13 protein-coding genes are annotated in these 21,067 nt (G+C 44.8%); 6 read left to right on the top strand and 7 right to left on the bottom strand.

The annotated features are described in order from the left end of the window. Positions 1 to 4 precede the first annotated feature (4 nt). Together CWC03_RS04885 and CWC03_RS04880 are read right to left on the bottom strand one after the other, a co-directional pair. Positions 5 to 685, bottom strand: coding sequence for a DNA-3-methyladenine glycosylase I (locus CWC03_RS04885; RefSeq protein WP_138580803.1), 681 nt, complete (start codon positions 683 to 685; stop codon positions 5 to 7). A 211-nt stretch (positions 686 to 896) separates the two neighbouring features. Further along, the gene (locus tag CWC03_RS04880) at positions 897 to 2,531 is read right to left on the bottom strand and encodes a cyclic peptide export ABC transporter (protein WP_138580799.1); all 1,635 of its coding nucleotides are present in this window, start codon (positions 2,529 to 2,531) and stop codon (positions 897 to 899) included. 99 nt (positions 2,532 to 2,630) lie between these two features. Here CWC03_RS04880 and CWC03_RS04875 point away from each other — a divergent pair, with 99 nt between their 5' ends. The 6 genes from CWC03_RS04875 to dhbA all read left to right on the top strand — a co-directional run bounded on the left by CWC03_RS04875 (position 2,631) and on the right by dhbA (position 9,217). Further along, positions 2,631 to 3,386: a (2Fe-2S)-binding protein gene (locus tag CWC03_RS04875; protein ID WP_138580798.1), complete on the top strand. Its 756-nt coding sequence runs from the start codon at positions 2,631 to 2,633 to the stop codon at positions 3,384 to 3,386. A 79-nt stretch (positions 3,387 to 3,465) separates the two neighbouring features. Beyond that, positions 3,466 to 4,680: an isochorismate synthase gene (locus CWC03_RS04870; RefSeq protein ID WP_138580797.1), complete on the top strand. Its 1,215-nt coding sequence runs from the start codon at positions 3,466 to 3,468 to the stop codon at positions 4,678 to 4,680. After that, complete coding sequence (locus CWC03_RS04865; RefSeq protein WP_138580796.1) at positions 4,667 to 6,283, top strand: (2,3-dihydroxybenzoyl)adenylate synthase; 1,617 nt, start codon at positions 4,667 to 4,669, stop codon at positions 6,281 to 6,283. The genes CWC03_RS04870 and CWC03_RS04865 overlap by 14 nt, the downstream gene beginning before the upstream one ends. A gap of 9 nt (positions 6,284 to 6,292) precedes the next feature. Continuing rightward, positions 6,293 to 7,159, top strand: a complete 867-nt coding sequence (locus CWC03_RS04860) for an isochorismatase family protein (RefSeq protein ID WP_138580795.1) — start codon at positions 6,293 to 6,295, stop codon at positions 7,157 to 7,159. Next, entirely contained in the window at positions 7,159 to 8,466 is a 1,308-nt protein-coding gene (locus tag CWC03_RS04855; protein ID WP_138580794.1) for a condensation domain-containing protein, read from the top strand. Before CWC03_RS04860 ends, CWC03_RS04855 begins: the two co-directional genes overlap by 1 nt. Then, a complete protein-coding gene (gene dhbA / locus CWC03_RS04850) occupies positions 8,453 to 9,217 on the top strand; it encodes a 2,3-dihydro-2,3-dihydroxybenzoate dehydrogenase (RefSeq protein ID WP_138580793.1) in 765 nt (254 codons plus the stop codon). Before CWC03_RS04855 ends, dhbA begins: the two co-directional genes overlap by 14 nt. Here the strand turns inward: dhbA and CWC03_RS04845 are convergent. The 5 genes from CWC03_RS04845 to CWC03_RS04825 all read right to left on the bottom strand — a co-directional run bounded on the left by CWC03_RS04845 (position 9,192) and on the right by CWC03_RS04825 (position 20,984). Beyond that, positions 9,192 to 10,535 (bottom strand): PepSY-associated TM helix domain-containing protein, encoded by a 1,344-nt coding sequence (locus tag CWC03_RS04845; protein ID WP_138580792.1) that lies wholly within the window; start codon positions 10,533 to 10,535, stop codon positions 9,192 to 9,194. The two genes, dhbA and CWC03_RS04845, sit on opposite strands and share 26 nt — an antisense overlap. 53 nt (positions 10,536 to 10,588) lie before the next feature. Next, entirely contained in the window at positions 10,589 to 12,670 is a 2,082-nt protein-coding gene (locus CWC03_RS04840; protein ID WP_138580791.1) for a TonB-dependent siderophore receptor, read from the bottom strand. An 81-nt stretch (positions 12,671 to 12,751) separates the two neighbouring features. Next, on the bottom strand, positions 12,752 to 16,708 hold the full coding sequence (locus CWC03_RS04835) for a non-ribosomal peptide synthetase (protein WP_249313948.1): 3,957 nt from the start codon (positions 16,706 to 16,708) through the stop codon (positions 12,752 to 12,754). A gap of 88 nt (positions 16,709 to 16,796) precedes the next feature. Continuing rightward, complete coding sequence (locus CWC03_RS04830; RefSeq protein ID WP_138580789.1) at positions 16,797 to 19,907, bottom strand: non-ribosomal peptide synthetase; 3,111 nt, start codon at positions 19,905 to 19,907, stop codon at positions 16,797 to 16,799. A 15-nt stretch (positions 19,908 to 19,922) separates the two neighbouring features. Next, positions 19,923 to 20,984: a TauD/TfdA family dioxygenase gene (locus CWC03_RS04825; RefSeq protein WP_138580788.1), complete on the bottom strand. Its 1,062-nt coding sequence runs from the start codon at positions 20,982 to 20,984 to the stop codon at positions 19,923 to 19,925. Positions 20,985 to 21,067 lie beyond the last annotated feature (83 nt).

Below are 21,067 nucleotides of genomic sequence, written 5' to 3'. Positions count from 1 at the left end.
ATTTTTAGCGAATATTATCACCAACACTCATTGACACAATTTGGCTTAACTCTTGTAAGCTAAGCCCGCTATATTGACGCATTTCATTGAAAAACTGCTGCGCCGCTTGCAGTGACTTCTTACTTTGCAAGCCACCGTCGATGATCTCCTCAGCACGCAGTACCGTTTCGACATCTTTACTCAGTAAAAACGTATCTTTACCTAACACACGAAGCGCATAAGGACCGGTATTCCCACCAAGTCTCGAGCCATGCTTTTTCAAGTACAACCACAACCCAACAATATTGTCTTCAGGCCAGTGTGCGACAAATTCACTAAAGCGGCCATGCTGTTGTTGCACTTCAAAAATCATATGGCAATTGTCAGCAATACTTTTCACCTTTTTAGCATTACGAATGATCCGTTCATCCTGACTACGTTGCTCGTACATTTCAGGAGACATCATTAACAGCTTCTCGATTGAGAACTGCCAAAACACTTCTCTAAAGCCGTCCCATTTATTATCAACCACCGCCCAATAAAACCCACTTTGAAATATCTTGCGAGTAAATTCCTCTAACCATTGATCATCACTTAATGCCAGTAGTGATGCGGTGCTCAAGGGTTGATTAAGCTTAGCTTTTAGCGCCGCCTCAGAGCCTTTTCGCTCGGCAGCTCTATGATAAATTTTTTCGAATATTTTCATGCTCATGACCGAGTTTGCTTGGTATTGTATACAGGGTAACTTATCTCGCCTGAGCTCGGAATAACAACCTGTTCTCTAACGGTAGTTTTTCCTCATTGTTATCTGAGTCAACCATTAATGTGAGAGGTTTTGATGGGATCTTAATGAAGGCTACGCCTAGCCGCGTTACTGACTGCGGCTAGGTTGATGTTTCGTGTATAAAGAAACCTTATTAGGCTAATGCAGGAGTTTGAGTTATTGGGAGTTGGGTGACTTCGGTTAGGCAGCCATTTTCCATTTTTAATAACCTGTCAGCCAAAGAGAAGTATTTATCATCGTGCGTGATCACCAAAATCGTTTTTCCTTTGTTTCTTAATTCAGGCAGAAGCTCTCGATAAAATACATCTTTAAAGACTGGATCTTGGTCCGCTGCCCACTCATCAAAGAGATAAAATGGCCTATCCTCCAGGTAGGCAACAACTAAAGCAAGACGTTTTCGCTGGCCTTGTGATAAACGTTGTGTCGTAAAGCGGCCTGATTCAATACTCACTTTATGGTGTAAATTAAGCTTGCGAATTAGCTCATTTCCTTTTCGCTCCAGCTGATCGCAAGGCACATTTAACAGACGATCGAATAAGTAGTAATCACCAAACACCGTACTAAAAAGCTGGCGATAAGCATCTAATCCAGCGCCACTAATCGGCTGGTTATCTACTACGATCTCTCCTTCGTCTGCTTCATACAAACCGCACAGTACTTTAGCGAAAGTTGTTTTGCCACTGCCATTACCACCAACAAGATAAATGAGTTCGCCTTGCTTAAACTCAAGATCTATTGGTTTCAGTGAAAATATATCGTCGCTTTGTTCGTGATAGTAACGGTGACACAGTGCGTGTAATTGAATACGGTTAAACTGTTTGAAGACTTGCACACTATTTCCATCATCACTCATCAACTCATCAGTTAATGTTTTGATGGTATTCGCTGAGGCTTGCGCCGCAAAAGCTCTGGGTATATTTGCCAGTAAGGTTTCTAATGGCGTTAGCATATAGAGAAATAACAGTGCGAAGCCAGACATAATGCGCTGACTCTCTTCACCAGTTTGCTGAGATAAAAAATATAACGCCCCACCAATGAAGGTAAAAATCAAAAAGCCACCCCAAGAGGACGCCATATGCAAAATAGAAACCCCCTCAATACGTTCTTTTCTTAAAGCGTCTATCGCCGGGTGCAATACTTCTAACTTGAAGAACGCTCGCTTACTGCGGTTCAGTTTAAGCTCTTTGATACCGTCAGTGATCGCATCAAACTGTTGAAAAAGGCTGTCTTGCATCGCTGCAGCGTTCGCTATTTTTTTAAACGCAACATTGTTTGCAAAGCTATAGCTCACCGAACCTAAAACCAAGGTCAGTAATGCGAAAAGAAATATTAACCAGTCTAACCAAGCCATATATACGAAAGCACCAAGCACTATCATGGCATTCGTCAATATACCCGGCATACTCATGAAAAACCCTGCCACCTTTAAACTATGCTCTGTTAAGCAAGATTTGATCTTCGCGTCTCCCTGTAACTCTATGTGACTAATTTTTGCTTCAATCGTTTTATCAGCAACCAGTTTTCTTAGCTCAGCTTGGCTATGCTCACTCAACTGTTCAGCAACTAATTTAGAAATTAGCTGTACCACGACCCCTGATATTGCCAGCGCCGCAAAAACCCAAAAGAACTCTGTCTGACGCTCGCCTTTGGCATTTATGATTTCGTTAATAAGTGCCACCAGTGAAACACTAATAATGCCGAATACAACGCTGCTCAGCGCAGTGGCCACAAAGCGCTGCCAAGTCTTTTTTATCAGAAAAACTAACACGATTTCTCCCAAGGATGATCAAATCCCTTACAGGACGACTTTGAACTAAAAAAATTCACTTGGATCGCGTCTTATATTAAAAACTCAACAACCTTGACTATGTTGCCAATTCTTAAACCTTACCTGTCACCACCGCTTGATAACTATGCTAGAGGTGTTGCACTTATTTCTGGTGATAAACCCTCTTTTGCTCAGCAAATCAAAAATATAACCACCTTAAGTGACGCGATCTCTCGCTTTGGTTCAACAAAGGGAGTGACAAATAAAAAGGCGCAGGCTTCAGTTTGGCACATGCACTACACACTGCGTATCATGCCCTCAATTTTATTTACGCACAGTGTGTTGGGCCGTGTACTCCCATTGGCTTTAGATAAAGTCGTGATCGACATGGAGAGCTGGCAACTACAGCTGCCCAATCAAGGGAGAGCCGTGGAGTATCACGATACAGCTACGCACTATGCCGAGTTTATTGACGCGCATTTAGCTCCGTTACATGCCTTTTTAAATCAGCAATTTGGGGTTGCTGAGCATGTTTTATCGAGTAATTGCGCTTTTCGTTTGAGGCAGTTTTTTCCAACCATCATTCATTATGTAGGCGAACGCCCTAAGGTAAACGATGACTATCACACTTTGTCTCAGGCAGTGAAGATCGGGGAACATGTAAACCCTTTCTATACCCCAAAGCTGCAACTCTGTGACGAGCGTGGTCCCTATCAACTGAGGGAGTCATGCTGCCTGTTACATAAAACAAGCGATGGCAAGCTTTGTCGCGACTGCCCAAAGCATCCTCATCACTTTGACGCCCATCAACAACAGCGAACTTTGCGCAGGGTTGCTTTAACAAACTCGATATAAATCTAAATCTTTATTGTTTACCTTCGTCTTGATTTCAATTAATTCGTTTTCACTGCTGTGATATCAGCAAGGTGTGCTTATGGACTTTAGCCAAGTTATTCAACTCGAACAATATGCAAAAGCCACGCAATTTAACCCGGAGAACAACTGCCTGTTTACAACGGGTACGCATTGCTTAGTTAGTCAAGGGATCAAGAAACGCGTCACTTTACCCATTGGTGATACAAAGGATTTGGTCGCTACAATTGACTCTCACATGCATAATGAGCCAGACAACACTATCGCCTTTGCCGCTTTGCCATTTTGCAAAACCGAGCACGCGCAAATTATTATTCCAGAGCAAGTTTCTCGTTGGGAAAAAGCGGCATTCAGTGCTTGGTTTGACGCTGAGTTAGCGTCATGCCAAGGCGTACCAAACTCGCTATTAGGAATTACCGATTTACAGCCTCAGGCTCAATTTGAAAACGCAGTTTCTCAAGCCAAACTGCTATTTGATACCGGGCTACTCAATAAGATTGTTTTGAGTAAACAGACTCAACTGCGCTTTGCAGAGCCAATAAATTCCCAAGCCGTACTGCGGAATTTGCTACAACAAAGTCAGTCTGGCTACCACTTTTCATTCCCTACAACCGACAACGCAATTTTAGTGGGTGTCAGTCCCGAGCTATTACTGCGCAAGCAAGCTGAGAAATTAACCACTAACCCGCTGGCAGGTTCAATTCCAAGGGATCCTTGCCCAAAGGAAGAAGCGCACCGCCGCAGTGTATTGTTTGCCTCTAAAAAAGATAGATATGAGCATGCTGTTGTCATTGAAGACATTCAACAAGTATTGACGCCACTTTGCAGTACCCTACATATTCCAGCTCAACCTGAGCTATTGAGCACCGCCACTATGTGGCATTTATCTACAGTCATTTCAGGTGTCTTAAAAGAATCAGCAACCCATAGCTTAGCAATTGCAAACCAATTGCATCCAACCCCCGCACTCTGCGGTAAGCCAACTGCTGATGCTTACCCCAAAATAGCAGAACTAGAGCAGCAAAGCAGAGGATTGTTTTCGGGGATCATTGGCTGGTTTGACAAGCACGGCAATGGCGAATGGGTAGTGGTGATCCGCTGCGCAGAATTACGCGATAAGACCGCAAAGTTATTTGCGGGAGCGGGTATTGTTGCTGCATCAGACCCGCGCTCTGAATGGCTAGAAACAGAAGCCAAACTCAATACCATGCTAAACGCACTCGAAACCAAGCAAGCATATTACGCAATGAGAAATACATTCCATGAAGCAAATTGATTTTACTCCTTGGCCAGCTGAATTAGCCGAGCGCTACCGCGAAAAGGGTTATTGGCAAGACCTACCGCTAACTTGTGTAATTGGCGATCAATTAATACAGCATGCAAACAAGGCTGCTGTCATTGACGAACACCGGAGCTTAACTTATTTGCAGCTTGATCAATATAGCAATCACTTAGCTGCTTATCTCTCAGCGCAAGGGGTTCAACAAGGAGACACAGCGCTTATCCAGTTGGCTAATCAAGCCGAATTCTATATCAGCTTATTCGCACTTCTCAAGCTTGGCGCAGCCCCTGTGTGCGCACTATTCAGCCATAAACAGACTGAAATTAGAAGTTACTGTGAACAGCTAGCACCTAAGGTGTTAATTGTTTCTTCAGCACATGAACTATACCGAGATGAGCAGTTCATATTATCGTTACAAAAAGACTACCCTAGCATACAAGCAACACTGATAGATCACCCAAAAGGTAATAGCCAGCTTAAACAAGCTTACTTGCAATCACGACCATTTTCAGCGCCAGACTTAGACCCGACTCAGGTAGCATTTTTCCAGCTCTCAGGTGGAAGTACTGGCACACCAAAGCTGATCCCAAGAACTCACAATGACTACTTATATTCCGTGGTGGCAAGTAAAGACATTTGTGCATTGACGGAGCAACATATTTATCTTTGTGCTCTGCCAGCCCCGCATAACTTCCCGCTTAGCTCTCCGGGCGCCTTGGGTTTTTTTGCTGCAGGTGGCACCGTTGTCTTAGCCCCAGATCCAAGCCCCAGCAGCTGCTTTAGTTTGATTGAAAAATATCAAGTAACACACACAGCATTGGTGCCTCCAGCTTTGCAGCTATGGTTACAACATGCCCCCAAAAGCCAATATCGCCTAGACAGCCTTGATGTCATTCAAGTGGGTGGCGCTAAATTAAGTTTAACGATAGCACAACAAGTCAAACCTGTTCTTGGCTGCCAACTACAACAAGTTTTTGGCATGGCTGAGGGGCTTGTTAACTACACACGTTACAATGATGATCTATGGCACATTCTCAATACTCAAGGGTGTCCAATTAGTGAAGATGATGAAATCAGAGTCGTGGATGAATACGGCAACCCCGTGCCCGATGGCGAAGAGGGGCGATTGTTGACACGAGGACCCTATACCATTCGAGGATATTATCGCTCACCTGAGCACAACCAAACTGCATTTGATGAGCAGGGATTTTATAGTTCCGGAGATTTGGTAAAGCGTCTGCCATCAGGACATTTAATCGTTACAGGTCGCGTCAAAGATCAAATCAATCGAGGCGGGGAAAAAATAGCAGCGGAAGAAGTTGAAAACCTGTTACTCAGCCACCCAAATATTCAACAAGCCGCCATTGTTGCGATGCCTGACCCAACCTTGGGAGAAAAAAGTTGCGCTTTCCTGACCGGTATACCGCTGAAACCATTAGCCATTCGCAAATACTTACGTGAACAAGGAATTGCAGATTACAAGGTACCGGATAAGTTTAAGTTTATAGATAACTTACCACTAACTCCCGTGGGTAAGGTCGATAAAAAACAGCTCCGTAGCGAGACTGAAGCACTGCAAAAATCCATTCAACTTTAGAGAAGTAAAATGACTATACCTAAATTAAATCACTATTCTTTACCTCGCGCAGCTGAACTTGCGCCAAACCGAGTGGATTGGCAACTTGACTCGCAACGTACTGCGTTACTTATCCATGATGTCCAACATTACTTCGTCTCTTTTTATGGTTCAGACAATCCGCTAGTACAAACCATGATAGAAAACATTCAGCGAATTAAAGCGTATTGTTACCAACATGATATTCCAGTCTATTATACCGCCCAGCCGATCAAACAAGGTCGCAATGAACGAGGGTTACTGCTAGACATGTGGGGAGCTGGACTACAAGATCCAAGTCAACAACCCATAGTTGATGCATTAGCGCCAACCGAACGGGATATTGTCCTGACAAAGTGGCGATATAGCGCTTTTCAAAAATGCGATTTCGAAGCGCAGCTAAAAGCACAGCAACGAGACCAACTTTTGATTGTCGGTATTTACGGCCATATTGGTGTGATGACCACAGCTATTGATGCATTTATGCGTGACATACAGCCTTTCGTTGTCGCTGACGCAATTGCAGACTTCACTAAAGACGAGCATATGATGGCCCTACACATCATAGGCCAACGTGCAGGAAAGGTGATCACGACAGCAGAAGTGGTTGGCGAAGCAAGTATTGACCTGACGACGCTCGCGGGACTTAAAGCATTCATTTTGCCTTTGATCGACTGTGAGCCAGATGAGTTTGATGAACATGAAAGCTTGATTGATTACGGTCTAGACTCCGTGCAAGTGATGAACTTGATTTCATTATGGCAACAACAAGGTATTGAAACTAACTTTATTGAGCTAGCACAAATGCCTACTCTCGCAGCTTGGGTAGAGCTGATTGAATCTCGGATGGCAGAATAATGGCGTTGCCATTAACCGCTTCTCAACACGCGATGTGGCTACTACACACGATCAGTGGCCAAGGCAACTTATTTAATGTTGCTGAGTGCTTAGAGTTTCGAGGTAAAATAGATGCCGAGCAATTTTCCATCGCACTCCACCATGTCTTTGGACAAAGTGATTTGTTGCGCAGTAACTTTATCCATAATGACGATTTTATTCCAAGCATAGTAGTTGGACAATCGCTGCCTCTGCTGATCACCGAATATCTTGATCATGATATTGCTTCTCTAGCTGAGTTTATGCCACAACAAGTAGCGCATGAGCTAGCCAAATCTTTTGACTTAAGCTCTGGTTGCTTGATGCGATTTAAATTGGTGCGCACCCCTAGCCAAGATTATTGCTTTATTGTTGCCCATCACATTGTCCTTGATGGCTTTGGCTTTGGTTTATTTCATCAAGCGTTAAGTCGCAGTTATCAGGCTTTAAACACAGGGAAGCCTCTGCCAAATTGCCATTTTGCTTCACAGCAACAACTGCTAGATCTTCATGGTAGTGAGCGCTACCAAAAGCAACTATCTGAGGCTGCAAGCTCTCTTAATGAATGGCTTGATGAATACCCGGTGGCGCAAAGCTTTAGTGATAGCAAAGCTGCGATTACTGAACCAAACCAACGCTACCATTTCGCGTTAGCTCGAACTCAGTGGCAAACGTTACAATCGGCAGCAAATCTAGTTCAATCCACACCCAGCGAAATATTGCTAAGTGTAGTTGCCATAGTGTTAGCGGCTAAATGCAACAGCCCTAAAGTGACATTAGGATTGGTGATGATGAATCGCCAAGATCCAGTGGAATTTTCATGTCCCACCGTACAAAGCAATGTGTTACCACTGCCGCTAACTTTGCCAACGTCAGGAGGACTGGCAGATGTGGCCAAGTACATCAATGGGCAGATAAAACGCGTGAAGTCATTGCAATGCTATCGTGTTGAGCATTTAAAACGAGACCGCAAACAACAAGGTAAAGCGATTGAAGTTAGCGGCCCGACAGTAAATATTTTGCCCTTTACTAGCCACCCACGCTATGGCGAAGTCAAAAGTCGCAGCCATATTCTTAGTGCTGGAACGACGGACGACTTTATGCTGCAAATCTATTTAAATGGTGATGACCCCGTGCAGTTTGATATTGATTACAATCCAGCAAGGTACTCCCCTGAGCTCGTTGTGTCTATCGCAGAAGCAATGCAGGAAGCGGCTAATGTCTGGTCGAACACACCGTCTTTGCCTTATCTCTCCGTTATAGAGGAAATGAACAATGTGCTTCGATGACAGCCTCAAGCAAGAATATCACAACAAAATTGTTTGGGTGACTGGTGCAGGACAAGGCATAGGACTAAGTGTCGCAAAGCAGTTTGCGCAGCTTGGCGCTCGTGTCGTGGGTTTCGATAAGCAGTTTGCAACGACAGAACCACTATTTAAAGCCATACACTGTGATTTAGCAGACCTCGTAACATTGGAGCATACGCTGGCAGCATTAGTACGACAAGACCTCGCTCCATACAGCTTAATTAATGTTGCGGGCGTACTCGAGCTTGGCGCGCTAGAGGCATTATCACTTGCGCAATGGCAACACTGTCAGCAGGTTAACGCTGGCGCTGTATTTGTTTTCCTGAAGTCGTGTGCAGCTCATTTCAAACAGCAGCGTAGTGGCAGTATAGTGACGGTTAGCTCCAATGCGAGCCATACGCCCCGCCAAAACATGGCAGCTTATTGCGCGTCGAAATCAGCCTCAACCCAATTAACCCTTACTGCAGGGTTAGAATTGGCTGAATATGGCATACGCGCCAATGTGATTGCTCCGGGCTCTACGTTAACGCCAATGCAAACAGGTATGTGGCGAGATAACTCAGGCGCAGAGCAAGTGATCAAAGGGTTCCCGAGTCAATATAAACTTGGGATCCCACTGCAAAAGCTTGCAACACCTGAAGAAATGGCCCACTCGGTGCTATTTTATGCCTCATCCCTAAGCTCACATACCACCATGCAAGTGATCACTATAGATGGTGGTGCGACACTTTAGGTTTACTAATAAGCGTTGCTTCGCGACATAAGTGAAGTAACGCGCCTCCCCATACAACAATGATAAAGCAAGTGACTAACGTCCAAATCGACAAAAACAGCGCCGAACCTGTTGGTAGCACAGGAAACTGACCTGCGACTCCATAGTTCATAAGCGTATGGTAGGCGTAGTAAGCAATACATAACAAAAGGCTTAAACTGAAAACCAAAGAAGCTTTCACGCCTCGTAGATCTTCTTTTCGGCGCAGCTTGAGCTGGCGTTTAACATACATATAGGTGCCGCTAAGCACTAAAAAAGATAGTGCAATCCCAAAAATGCACCACAATATTTTTACCCATATACCGGCAAAATTACCAAAATGCAAAGGATCCGCGGTATCAGATAAACGCCAATATACTCCCTGACTAGACGCAGTTTGGCTATATACGACTTCCCCAGTATAAGGATTCATATACACCTTATTTGCTCTGTCCCTTACCAATACGTCACTGGATTGGCCTTCAACATAAAAGTACCCTTCGGAATATCTAATCGCTCTAATTTCCAGATCAGGTCTCGCTTCTCTGACTTTTGCCGCAAGCGCCACAACAGAGAGCTGAGGCTTATCTTGTGGTTGCAATTCCGGTAAGGGGTTCACAGCAAAATCACCAACATCTGTATACGCAGTTTTACCATCAGCCAAGTCCATTCTGACAAACTCAAACAAGTACCACATACTGGTTATCGCAATCACCACTGCTAACCACAAACTCCATACTCCAGCTAATTTGTGTGAGCTTGCGACCTTAGCGCGAGTATCGCCGCTAAGCTTTAGCGTAAAAAACTTTTTCCACCAGCCTCGATACAAATACAAAGCACTAATCGTGGATACGCATAGCGGAATGGCAAATAGCAAAACCAAGTAATAAGACACAATGCTGTCGAACACACCAAAAAAATGCATATGAAAATCTCGGAAAAACCGCTGAATATTCAAAAAGCTCGTTTTCCCTTGTATATTTCCAGTGTATGGATCAACGTAAATATGCTGCCATGGATTATCTGGCAAGCGAACCACAAAATCGTGAGCAAAATACGCTTCTGAACCCGCAAAAGCGATCCCTATTCGTGCGTCTGGATAGGTTTCTTGAACCTTTTCGTAAGCATTCGCTAAACTGACTTGTGGACTACTTTCTGCCGCTCTCACCCTGTTATCGAATAGCCAATCTAATTCGTAAGAAATGGTCGCAAATGCCCCTGTCCAACAGATCACGAACAATAGCAAGCCGAACCAAACACCGCTTAAACTATGCCAACTGAACCATTGTTTTGCTGTCATTCTTTTCTCCTAAAAAGAGCAATTGGCTAAAAAGCCAACTGCTCTCTCCCTGTTTAAAATCGATAGTCGACCGTTAAGCTCGCACTGCGTGGATCGCCTGGAAACAACTGGCTATAACTATAGCCGCCTGTCCAATGTACTTTGTCGAACATATTGTCAATCACCAAAGAGGCCTTCCAACTATCTACCTGATAATACACACCTGCGTTGTAGAGCAGATAACTAGGCAATACTAACCCTGTAGAGGAGGTTGCTCGCTCCCCCACATAGCTCGCCCCGATCCCAAATGCCCAATTATCATCTAACTGGTAACGTGACCATACAGTGGCCATATGTTTAGCAGCGCCCTCTTTGCGTTTGCCAACTTCACTATCATTCAAATCTTTGGTTACTTTCGCTGAGTTATAAGCATAATTGGCAATTACGGAAAGTTGTTCCGTGATTTGACCATTAAGATCGAACTCAAATCCACGCGCTTGCTCGGCACCACGCTGACGATACATATATCGAGCAAAATCGATTCTGGCTGATGCTTCAGCATCATATAGCACGACATTTTCACGCGTTATTTGATAGATAGCTGTGGTTAATTGTAAATCATCGCTAAATAACCGCGCCTTAAAGCCAACCTCATATAATTCGCTATCTTGCGGTTTAAATGGACCACCTTGTTCAGGGTTATTTGAGTATAAAGGAGGAGGCTCAAAACCCTGCATCCAACTCGCATAAATGCTCTGGGTATCTGATAGCTTATACACCGCTCCCAATCGTGGTAGCAGTTGGCTATCTTTCGAGGAACCGCCGCCGGTATTATCTAGATCAAAGCTTTCTTCACGTAAGCTCGCCAGTACCGACCATTGACCAAATACCATACGGTCTTGAATATAGATCCCTTCACTTTGCAGGTTACCACCAAACACAGGTCGCTGAGTTGCATTGTAGCTACCAGTATCTCGGCGCTTGTATTCAGGATTTAGAATATCGAACTGCATCGCGTTGTTGGCAACTCGCTGGCTGGATTCTCTAAACCTATCAATATAGTCATAGCCAATCACCACATTATGTTCGATATCACCGAGGTAAAAGTTGCCATTTAGATAACTGGAAAAGGAGTCTGATTGTGCTTCTGAAGCACGTTCAATGTAGCGTAAATTGACGATAGAGTCTGAATCATCAGCATAATTTCCAATGCCATGCTCGACTAAGTCTTGATCACTATTCTGATGCATGTACTGCACAGCTAACCACCAAGCATCGCTAAAGCGATAGTCAACTGCCAAGCTGCTGATCAAGCTTTCTGTATCTAGCTTATCCCCTGGCTGTGTTGCTGAAACTTCAATCGGTATCGTGCCCAAACGCTGATTGCCACGGATATTCGGCTGCCCTCGTTCTAAGATCCCTTCACTGTCTGAATACACCAGTTCGAGATTAAGCTTAAGCGTGTCACTGGGAATAAAAGTGACACTAGGTGACACTAACAAACTTTTATTAAACGCTTGATTTCTAAAAGATTCAGAGTCTTCATAACCCACATTGAGTCGATACAGAACTGACTCCGATGGATTGATTGCACCTGTGGTATCCAGTGCAACATACTGCTCTTGGTAACTACCGACCCGAGCACTCAATTCATGACGACTAGTCGCTAAAGGCTTTTTGGTTACGGTATTGATTACTCCACCAGGGCTGGCGTCACCAAAAATAGCTGAGGCTGGGCCTTTAACCACCTCCACTCGCTCAACATGCGCAATGGCGGTTTGTGACCAAAAATCATTATAAGTTCGCATACCATTGAGGCGGCGATCATCTTGGCTGCGAAAACCTCGAATGGTGATGTCGTTATACACCGAAAATTCGCTCGCTCCACTAACAAAAGGTGTCACGTCGTTAAGCCGCATCAATCCTTGTTGCTTGATTAGTTCTTTTGTCACAGCACTAATTGACTGCGGCAGGTCTAAAATATCAGCTGCCGTTTTTGTTGCTGAATACGTGTAGGTGGCAAAGTTTTTTTCCGAGTCCCGTCCCAACACTTCAATCACTTCAATGTCTTCATTTGTCATTGATTGTTCAGCAGACCAAGCTGGTGCTGTGATACAACTGACAAGTATAAGCACTCGCTTACATACAAATTGCATGGTAATAATCTCCCTTTTACATTAACCTCGGGTTAATTACCTACAATAGTAACGAAAACAGTTATCATTTACAATTTGATTTTATTCAACGCTTATTATTTTTTGTACAGTTTCAATAACACTGGGATGTGAGATAATCTGCATATGATCGGCATCAACATAGTCCGAGTGTTGAATATTCAGGCGCTGACAAAATCGTTTTGCAACTCCCACATCACGCTCGTTACTCCACACAGTATAATAGTTAACACCATCACCTTGCCGATAGTTAAGAGCATGACGACCAGCACAGCGCAATAAATAAGTCTGCTCTAAGGTTTGCACTATCTCGGAGGTAGGCATAGCTGCAACACTTTCTTCAAGCACATTAATATGTTCGAGAAGAAAGCGCGTGATATCGTCAGCTCTTTCAGTCGCCGAAGCTCCATCAGACCAAGAAAACTGAGCTACCGCTTGATAAAACTCAGCTTCAGAGTTTGGAGCTGCAATACTCTCTGAGAGTCTTGTTAAAATATAATCACGCCAACTTTCTAGCTGGGTATTGGTTGATTCGAACGGGTCCCAACTATCAATTAAAAACACACTGTCTATGCGTGTATTTCTCCCCTCCAGCGCTTCAACCAACTGCAATGCTATCGCCCCCCCCAAAGACCACCCAAGTACATAAACATTTTGATACTGCCTAAGGTCTCCGAGCTGTTCCGCATAGCGATGCGCCAAAGTACTAAAGTCATCCTGTTGTGATAACTCAAGATCAGGGGTAATACCAATACAGCGAATATATTCAGGCAACGCCATCGCAAGGGGTCTGTATGACATAGTAAAACCACGGCCATCATGAAGACATATCAGCAAATCGCTATATGACTTCGATGATGCAGATTCAGGTAAAATGTCAAAAACATTAAATTGTTTAGAAAGTGCAATTTGCTGAGCCAAATCACGTAAGTTATCTGCTTGCCAAATAGCTTGTGCGAGTAAGGGCTCTGGTCGAGCTAATTTTTGCCATTGATGCACCATACGTAACGCATGAATGGAGTTACCACCCAACGCAAAGAAGTTATCTTCTCGATATACTTGGTTAACCTGCAGCACCTGCTGCCATACTCTAGCCAGCGCTTGCTCAAGATGACCTTGAGGTTGCGTACCCTGACGGCTTTCCTGCAACGGTTTGGGTAGTGCTTTTCTATCCACCTTGCCACTGTGATTAAGCGGTAACGCTTCTAACAAGATGATTTGTTCTGGCACCATATAACTGGGTAACAAATCACTGACAGCTGCTGTTATTTGGCCGCGACTTAACGTCTGCGTGCAAACATAAGCAACAAGCCGTTTATTATCCTCATCACCATGCGCTACCACTACCGCTTGATTGACTCCTTCCACCCTTAACAACTGGCTTTCAATTTCCCCCGTTTCTATACGGTGCCCACGGATCTTCACTTGATGATCTGTCCGCCCAAGAAAGCGCAGTTCGTTGCGTTCGTTACGCTCAACCAAATCTCCCGTGCGATAGAGTCGCTCGCCTACACTGGAAAAAGGATTCGCAACAAATCGCTGTGCCGTCAACGCGGGTTGATCCATGTAACCTCGCGCTAACCCAGCACCACCGATGTAAAGCTCTCCAGCAACCCCCGTTGGGCATACGTTAAGGTAGCTATCTAAAACATATAACTGTGTATTACGAATTGGGAAGCCAAGGTGAATACTATCCTGTACCCGATGGCATGAAGACCACACCGTGGTTTCAGTCGGGCCATACATGTTATAAAGCGCAACCTGCTTGGCTTTTAATGCTTGAGCCAACACTGGAGGTAATGCCTCTCCACCGCATAACCCAACGACAGGATGTGAAAGCAGTGATTTAGCCAGTAGCCCCTGCCATCCCGCAGGAGTGGCTTGAATATGACTAACTCCCTCTAAGTCACCTTCTTTCAAACTGAATACCGAATCTGCAATCCTAACTTGTGCACCGCAAACCAATGGCAGATATAACTCTAAGCCCGAAATATCAAAACCAAGTGCAGTTAGAGCCAACCATTTTGAATCTTGCGTGAGCGAAAACTGGGACTTCATTGCTAAGATAAAATTCACCAGATTGTCGTGGGTAATTGCGACCCCTTTCGGTTGCCCTGTGGAGCCTGAGGTATATAAAATATAAGCAAGCTGCTGAGCACAAACTCGCAGTGATGCCTTATGGTCTTGATACCGTGTTCGGTTCACTTTTGCAATCGACCAAACCGGTAATCCACTTGGATTAAATATATCTTCCAAGTTAGTCACGATAGCCCTTGCAGCACTTGATGCAAAGATTAATTGCTGCCGCTGATGGGGCATATTGGGATCAACGGGGACATAGACCACACCTGCCTGCATACATCCGAGCAGTGCTACAACCATATCTATCTGGCGCGAAACGACCACCGCCACTCTATCCTCGGATTGCACGCCTTGTTCGATAAGAAAGTTTGCAAAATTCTCACTGAGTTGCAGTAGTGCTTTGTAATTCAGCTTATCACCGCTGTCATCTTGCAATGCAACTGCAGCCAGAGGGAGCTGCTGCTGTTTAATCAATTCGACGACTGTAGTGACTTCGTTAGTTTGTCGTGATGCACACAAGGTAGGATCTGGTTGATAGACAGTTATGTCATTAATAGCTGCTTCAGGCTTGCTGATCAATGCATCCAGTAAGTTCAGGTAACAGGTTAAGAGCTGATCTAATAAAGCCGCGCGATACATAGCACCATCAGCTTCGAAGTAAAGCTCGATAGTCCCATCTTGCACGCTCACGTCCAATGATAATTCAAACTTAGCAACCTGACTTTCAACATTCATCGGGCGTAGTGCCAGCGCCATGTTATTGCTTGGAACAGTGTCGCTTTGTAAATAATTAAACAGAACTTGAAAGTGCGGATGCCTATCCGCTAATACAGGCCAATCTAATTGCTCGGCAAGCCACTCAAACGGAACTTGATCTTCGTTTATCAGTCTTAGGGTATGGCGCTGGTTTTGGTTGACGGCATCTATGAATGTCACTCCCGCACGCACTTCATTTTTATAGAGCTGCGTATTCATAAAACAACCCACTACATCAGCCAGTTCAGGCAGGTTTCGAGCAGCAGTTGGCGAGCCAATCAAAAAGTCTTGTGTGCTGCTAAACCGGCTTAATGTTGCTTGTAATAAAGTCATAAAAACGGCCGCTGAAGTACAGCCATGACGCTGACACAGAGCATTAACTTGCCGGGCTTGCTGCTCAGATAGCCGATGACTGAGCATTACTGGAAAAGAGGAAAGCGTTGTCGTTGACTCCTTGCTCGGCAAGGTGATCGGCTGAGGCTGCTGTTTAATGTACTCCCGCCAATAAGTCAGCGTTTCTTTGCCACTGTCATGAGCAAGATATTCACTTTGCCACGTTGCATAATCTAAGTAGCGGCAACTTGGTTTGACCAATGCTTGCCCTTGATATGCAGCTAATAAATCTTTTAATATCAGTGTTTTTGACCAAGCATCACTGACAATATGATGATTCCGTAATAATAAATACCCACCTTCCGCCGTATTCACCCAAGCGGCTTTTAAAAGTGGTACCTGACTTAAATTAAACGGTACATCACACCATGACTTCACAGCAGCTTGCTCAAGAAGTGATTGGCTATCTAATATCGAGTCTATGTCAATAATAGTGAGCGGTACCTTACATGCTGAGGCGACGACCTGAGTTGCTGTGCCATCGAACTGATAATAAGTACGAAAGATCTCATGACACTCGACTAGTGCGTCTAATGCTGATTGCAGCCGAGTAAGATCCAATGAAGTAGGCGCATGATATGTACGTAATACGTCGTAGGCATTACTTTGTGGATCTATTTGCTGGAGCAGCCATAAGCGTTTTTGTTGCAATGAAAGTACACCCGAAACACTCTCTGTTGCAACAACCCCTGTCACTTCATCCTCTACCTCAGGCTCACTCCATAACTGCGCCAACAGGTCCAAATCAAGTCCATCTACCAATTCATCCGCTAACTCATTATTTGACATACACATACTCATAAAAATAAAAGTGGGAGCCGCTGGCTCCCACTTCATAGTCTAAAGATCATCGAAAGCTACGCCTTCACTTTGATATCTATGTGGCTTTCAGACCCATTTTTTCACGCAATGCCGCCTGCTGCTCAGGGGTCAGCGTTGCCAGTTTGATTTGCGTCAATGCTAATTTCTCCAATCTAGACGGATCGCCACTTAAGTTATTTAGTGCTTGCGCTAAAGATTGAATACTTGGATTGTCAAAGACCACACCTGGCTCAATGTTGAGCAATAGTAACTTCTTTATCCGCGTCGCAAATTTGATGGCTGATAGTGAATGACCACCTAAATCAAAGAAGCTCGCATCACAACTTACTCGTTCCACTTCTAAAATCTTCGCCAGTGTTGACGCCAGCAAGGTTTCCAACTGACTATTCGGGGCTACATAGGTAGACAATGTCAGGTCGGCAATCTTAGGTAGACCTTGACGGTCCACTTTACCATTAGCCAGTAAAGGCAGCTCAGCTATGCTGACAAAGAATGCCGGTACCATTGCATCAGGCAACACTTCACGTAGTTGCGTTTGCAGCGCTAAATTGTCTTGCCCTGTAAGTAGCTCAGCCGGAGTAGTTTGTTTATCCAAATACTGAGTAAGGAAGGCAACCAACACAGCCTCGTTGCCATAATGCTGTACAGCGACAAAGCAATCGATACTTTCCAAATGCTGAGAAATTGACTGTGCCACCTCGTTAGGCTCCACCCTGAACCCACGGATCTGAACTTGGTCGTCTTTGCGACCGGATAAGCTAATGGATCCATCCGGTAGATAACGAGCGAGGTCCCCGGTTCGATAAAGTCGCTCAGCCCATTGGCTGTTATTTACAAACACATCATCGGATCCCACGTTGATGTAGCCGGGAGACAATTGCTGACCAGCGATACAAAGTTCACCCTGCTCACCAGTAGCACACAGTGCATCTTGGGAGTCTAAGATAAAAATTTGAGTGCCAGAGAAAACATGACTTAATCTAGGTACCGCAGCATCAAAGCGCGCATTATTTTCGTATTGGTGTGACATTACACCGACCGTCGTTTCAGTTGGGCCGTAATGATTAAATACCTGTGCCTGTGGGGCAAGTTTATGCACTTTTTGGATCAACGCAGGTTTTGCCGCTTCCCCCCCCAGGATCAATTTACTTGGCAGACGCGCCGGTACGACTTCTAGTAACGCTTGCAAGTGAGAAGGTACTATTTTTACGCAATCAACGTCTTGCTCTGCCACAAAGCGACCAAATGCCTCACCATCAAGCATTTCTTGCTCATTCGCTACAACTAAACTTGCACCGTTGTAAAACGCATTAAACAATGTTGTATTGCCAATATCAGCCGCTACGGTCGACGTTAAGCCAAAGCGTTGATTCTCTTGTAAGCCTAAAGCATGGGATGAGGCCGCACAGTACTGCGCCAGTTGTCGATGTGCAATCGCCACGCCTTTTGGTACCCCCGTCGAACCCGACGTAAATAGCACATAGGCGGTGTCATCCAAGCTTATTTCAGGTAAGACACCCGCATCAAGCTCAAGTTGTTGTGCATCAAGTAGTAACTGCTCAATATTTTGCTCATTAATATGAAGTGTGGCACTAGCAGCTTCCAGTACACGCTGCTTACGCGCTTCTGGCCAACTCGGGTCGATAGGGCAATATGCTGCACCAGCTCGCATCACGGCCAACAGCGTAACAACCTGCTGCCAACCTCTAGGCAGTGATAACAGCACAATATCACCCTGCTTTATAGCTTGAGCTTGTAATGATTGAGCCAATTTATTAACTAAAGTCACTAGCTGGTTATAGCTCAGAGCATGCGCGCCATCGACCAAAGCCACATGCTCACTTTTAGCATCAGCAAAATAGTCGAGCTGTTCAAAGATATGAGAGGCTGTTACCCCTTTATCGGCATTCAATTCAACAAAACGCTGCTGCTCCAATGGCGTAACTAATGAAATTTCACTCACTGGATTCGCCAACTTTTGCGGTGCCTGAGCGAGCAAATACACAAATTGCTCCAGTAACAAGGTAGCAGCTTGATGAGAATACGCAGCACTATTAAATTGCAACCTAACGCGGTCATCAGCAATGGTTAAACTCAACTCAGCATTATCAGCCGTCACAGCTGTGGCTTCAACGCTCGCAAGTGTAGAAGCGAATTGAGTCATCACGCTACTTGTTGCTAAGCCCTCAGGGCTTTCAAAACATTCAGCCCACTCATTATGTTGTTCTAGCGTAAAAGCAAACTGGCCTATCCATTCCTTCAGTACTTGCATCGCAGCCGCAGGTACTTGAACGGGTAGTGCTTGGGTATAAACCCCGAGCGCACCAGCTAGGTCTTCACTCATTCTGCGAGGATCATAGCCAATACTAGTGACAAAACTTTGCCCCGAGATACGTGCTAATAACAACCACCAGAGTGACAAATAAACACTTTCGGCTTCGACTTCTAACTGTTGTGCCAGCGCTGCAATGCCGTCAGTAACCGCTGGTGATAAGTCATAATCAATGCATTGCAAGCTCTGTAACGTACCTTGCTCAGGGGCTTTGTGATAAGGCAACGCGAAGTGATCCTTTGCCGTGCTAAGTTGACTAATATATTGCTGCCAATAAGCTTTCCCCTGAAGTGACTCTTCACTGCTGGTCAGCTCTTCAAGCCAAGCGAGGAAATCTGGGTATTGAACACTCTCCTCATGTTCAACGCTCGGCGCTAGCAATCGCTGCGCAATGTATTCAGTACTCGCAAGATCAACACATAGCGCATGCGTGCGCACCAAAAGGTAAGCCTTGTCTTGATGGGCGACTCTTATTACTTGTAGATTCTGACCCGATGCAGGGTTTAACGACAGCGGATATAAACTAGCTAATGTTGCTAAGTTGATGCTGGTGCTTGATTCTAGCGTCACTGACTCAACCACTGGTTTGGCGACCTCTTGAGGTAACTGCCTTAACCCACGAAAGCCTGGAACTTCAGCAAATGCAAAACTTAGTACAATATTGCCATCGATTATTTCGTTTAACCTTACCTGTAGCTGCTCAGCGCTATACTGAGGATCCAGCCGTGAAAGCGTACTATTAAAAGCCAGTGGCTCTAATGAATTACCTTGGTTTTGCTGCTGTGTACTCAGTGAAATACCTTGTGGATAAGCAGAAATATATTCTTGGATCATAAGATACACTACCTTTTACTGTACATTATTTGCGTGTTGTAACTCTTGTTGCGTATAGATGTCCCCCATCGCAACAACGATTTTTCGTGGACCCTCGAATGGGTCTCTTGCGTGTGCAGCAAGCATATTATCTAGCATCACGACATCGCCTTGCTGCCAGTCAAAGCGAACGGCACAGGCTTCGTATGCGGCACCAATGATCGCCATCTCTTCCTCACTAATCGCGCTTCCATCACCAAAATAGACATGCCTAGGTAATCTCTGCTCACCGACCAGTTCAATAAGACTTTCTTTAACCTCAGGCTCCAAACAGGCGATATGATGCAATTGAACCTGGTTAAAAAACGACCTTTCTTTGGTAAGCGGATGGACGATTACCCCATGGGTTTTAGTTTTGGTTTGTAAGCCATCGTTTTCTAACCAGCTGTATTCAATACCTGCTGCGCGGAGTCGCTCTTCCACCTCAGCTTTGCTATCGGTCTTATAAAAATGCTGCCAACTTACATCCACACTTTTGTGGAAATTGCGAAGATAAAGCAGGCCTTTTTCTTCAATTTTCTTAACCAACTCACTTGGCAACACAGATAACATGCGACGACAATCGACAATCGGGGTTGTACCACCAACAGGAGAAGGTAGTTCACAAAAAAACCACTGTTTACGAGGCCACTGCTCTAAGTGAGAGCTCTCGTTGTGATAAAGGATCATTTTGTTTTCAGGGTAGGGAGTCGATTTATACGTCTTCTTGCCGCCCTCTTTTTTAGGCAGATCACCATAATTACCATAAAGCCCAGGTTGGATCGCACTGGCAAATTGCTCAAAGTCCTGCGGTGTTTTTAGACCAAAACCACGGAAGACCAACCCTGCATATTTCAGCAAGTTAGTTTCTATAAAATCTCGATTTGCTTCAGCCCAAATGTACGGGTCTAAATCTTTACTGGTTGGTTGGATCACCGCAGGAAACCCTTCAGCTCCTGGGAAAAATGTCGTAGAAGTTGCAGCCTGAGTAGCGCTAGCTGCGGGTTTTACCCCTTTTTTAAGTGATGAAAATTTACCTTTTCGCACAGTGGACGTCATCGTTTTCTCCTGTCATAGACTCATACCAATCCGCGGTAATGAACTATCGGACCTCCAATAGAACATCGCCCTGCTACCTTGAG

This window comes from Pseudoalteromonas sp. S2755 (genome assembly GCF_005886535.1).
In the GTDB taxonomy this organism is placed as follows: Bacteria; Pseudomonadota; Gammaproteobacteria; order Enterobacterales; family Alteromonadaceae; genus Pseudoalteromonas.
Note: the sequence above shows the minus strand (reverse complement) of the source record. Positions and strands in the feature narration are given on the sequence as shown.

Excerpts from the sequence above, each read along its gene's own strand:
- CWC03_RS04885 (WP_138580803.1), bottom strand. The coding sequence starts at position 685 with ATGAAAATATTCGAAAAAATTTATCATAGAGCTGCCGAGCGAAAAGGC.
- CWC03_RS04875 (WP_138580798.1), top strand. The coding sequence starts at position 2,631 with ATGTTGCCAATTCTTAAACCTTACCTGTCACCACCGCTTGATAACTAT.
- CWC03_RS04870 (WP_138580797.1), top strand. The coding sequence starts at position 3,466 with ATGGACTTTAGCCAAGTTATTCAACTCGAACAATATGCAAAAGCCACG.
- CWC03_RS04865 (WP_138580796.1), top strand. The coding sequence starts at position 4,667 with ATGAAGCAAATTGATTTTACTCCTTGGCCAGCTGAATTAGCCGAGCGC.
- CWC03_RS04860 (WP_138580795.1), top strand. The coding sequence starts at position 6,293 with ATGACTATACCTAAATTAAATCACTATTCTTTACCTCGCGCAGCTGAA.
- CWC03_RS04855 (WP_138580794.1), top strand. The coding sequence starts at position 7,159 with ATGGCGTTGCCATTAACCGCTTCTCAACACGCGATGTGGCTACTACAC.
- dhbA (WP_138580793.1), top strand. The coding sequence starts at position 8,453 with ATGTGCTTCGATGACAGCCTCAAGCAAGAATATCACAACAAAATTGTT.
- CWC03_RS04845 (WP_138580792.1), bottom strand. The coding sequence starts at position 10,535 with ATGACAGCAAAACAATGGTTCAGTTGGCATAGTTTAAGCGGTGTTTGG.
- CWC03_RS04840 (WP_138580791.1), bottom strand. The coding sequence starts at position 12,670 with ATGCAATTTGTATGTAAGCGAGTGCTTATACTTGTCAGTTGTATCACA.
- CWC03_RS04835 (WP_249313948.1), bottom strand. The coding sequence starts at position 16,708 with ATGTCAAATAATGAGTTAGCGGATGAATTGGTAGATGGACTTGATTTG.
- CWC03_RS04830 (WP_138580789.1), bottom strand. The coding sequence starts at position 19,907 with ATGATCCAAGAATATATTTCTGCTTATCCACAAGGTATTTCACTGAGT.
- CWC03_RS04825 (WP_138580788.1), bottom strand. The coding sequence starts at position 20,984 with ATGACGTCCACTGTGCGAAAAGGTAAATTTTCATCACTTAAAAAAGGG.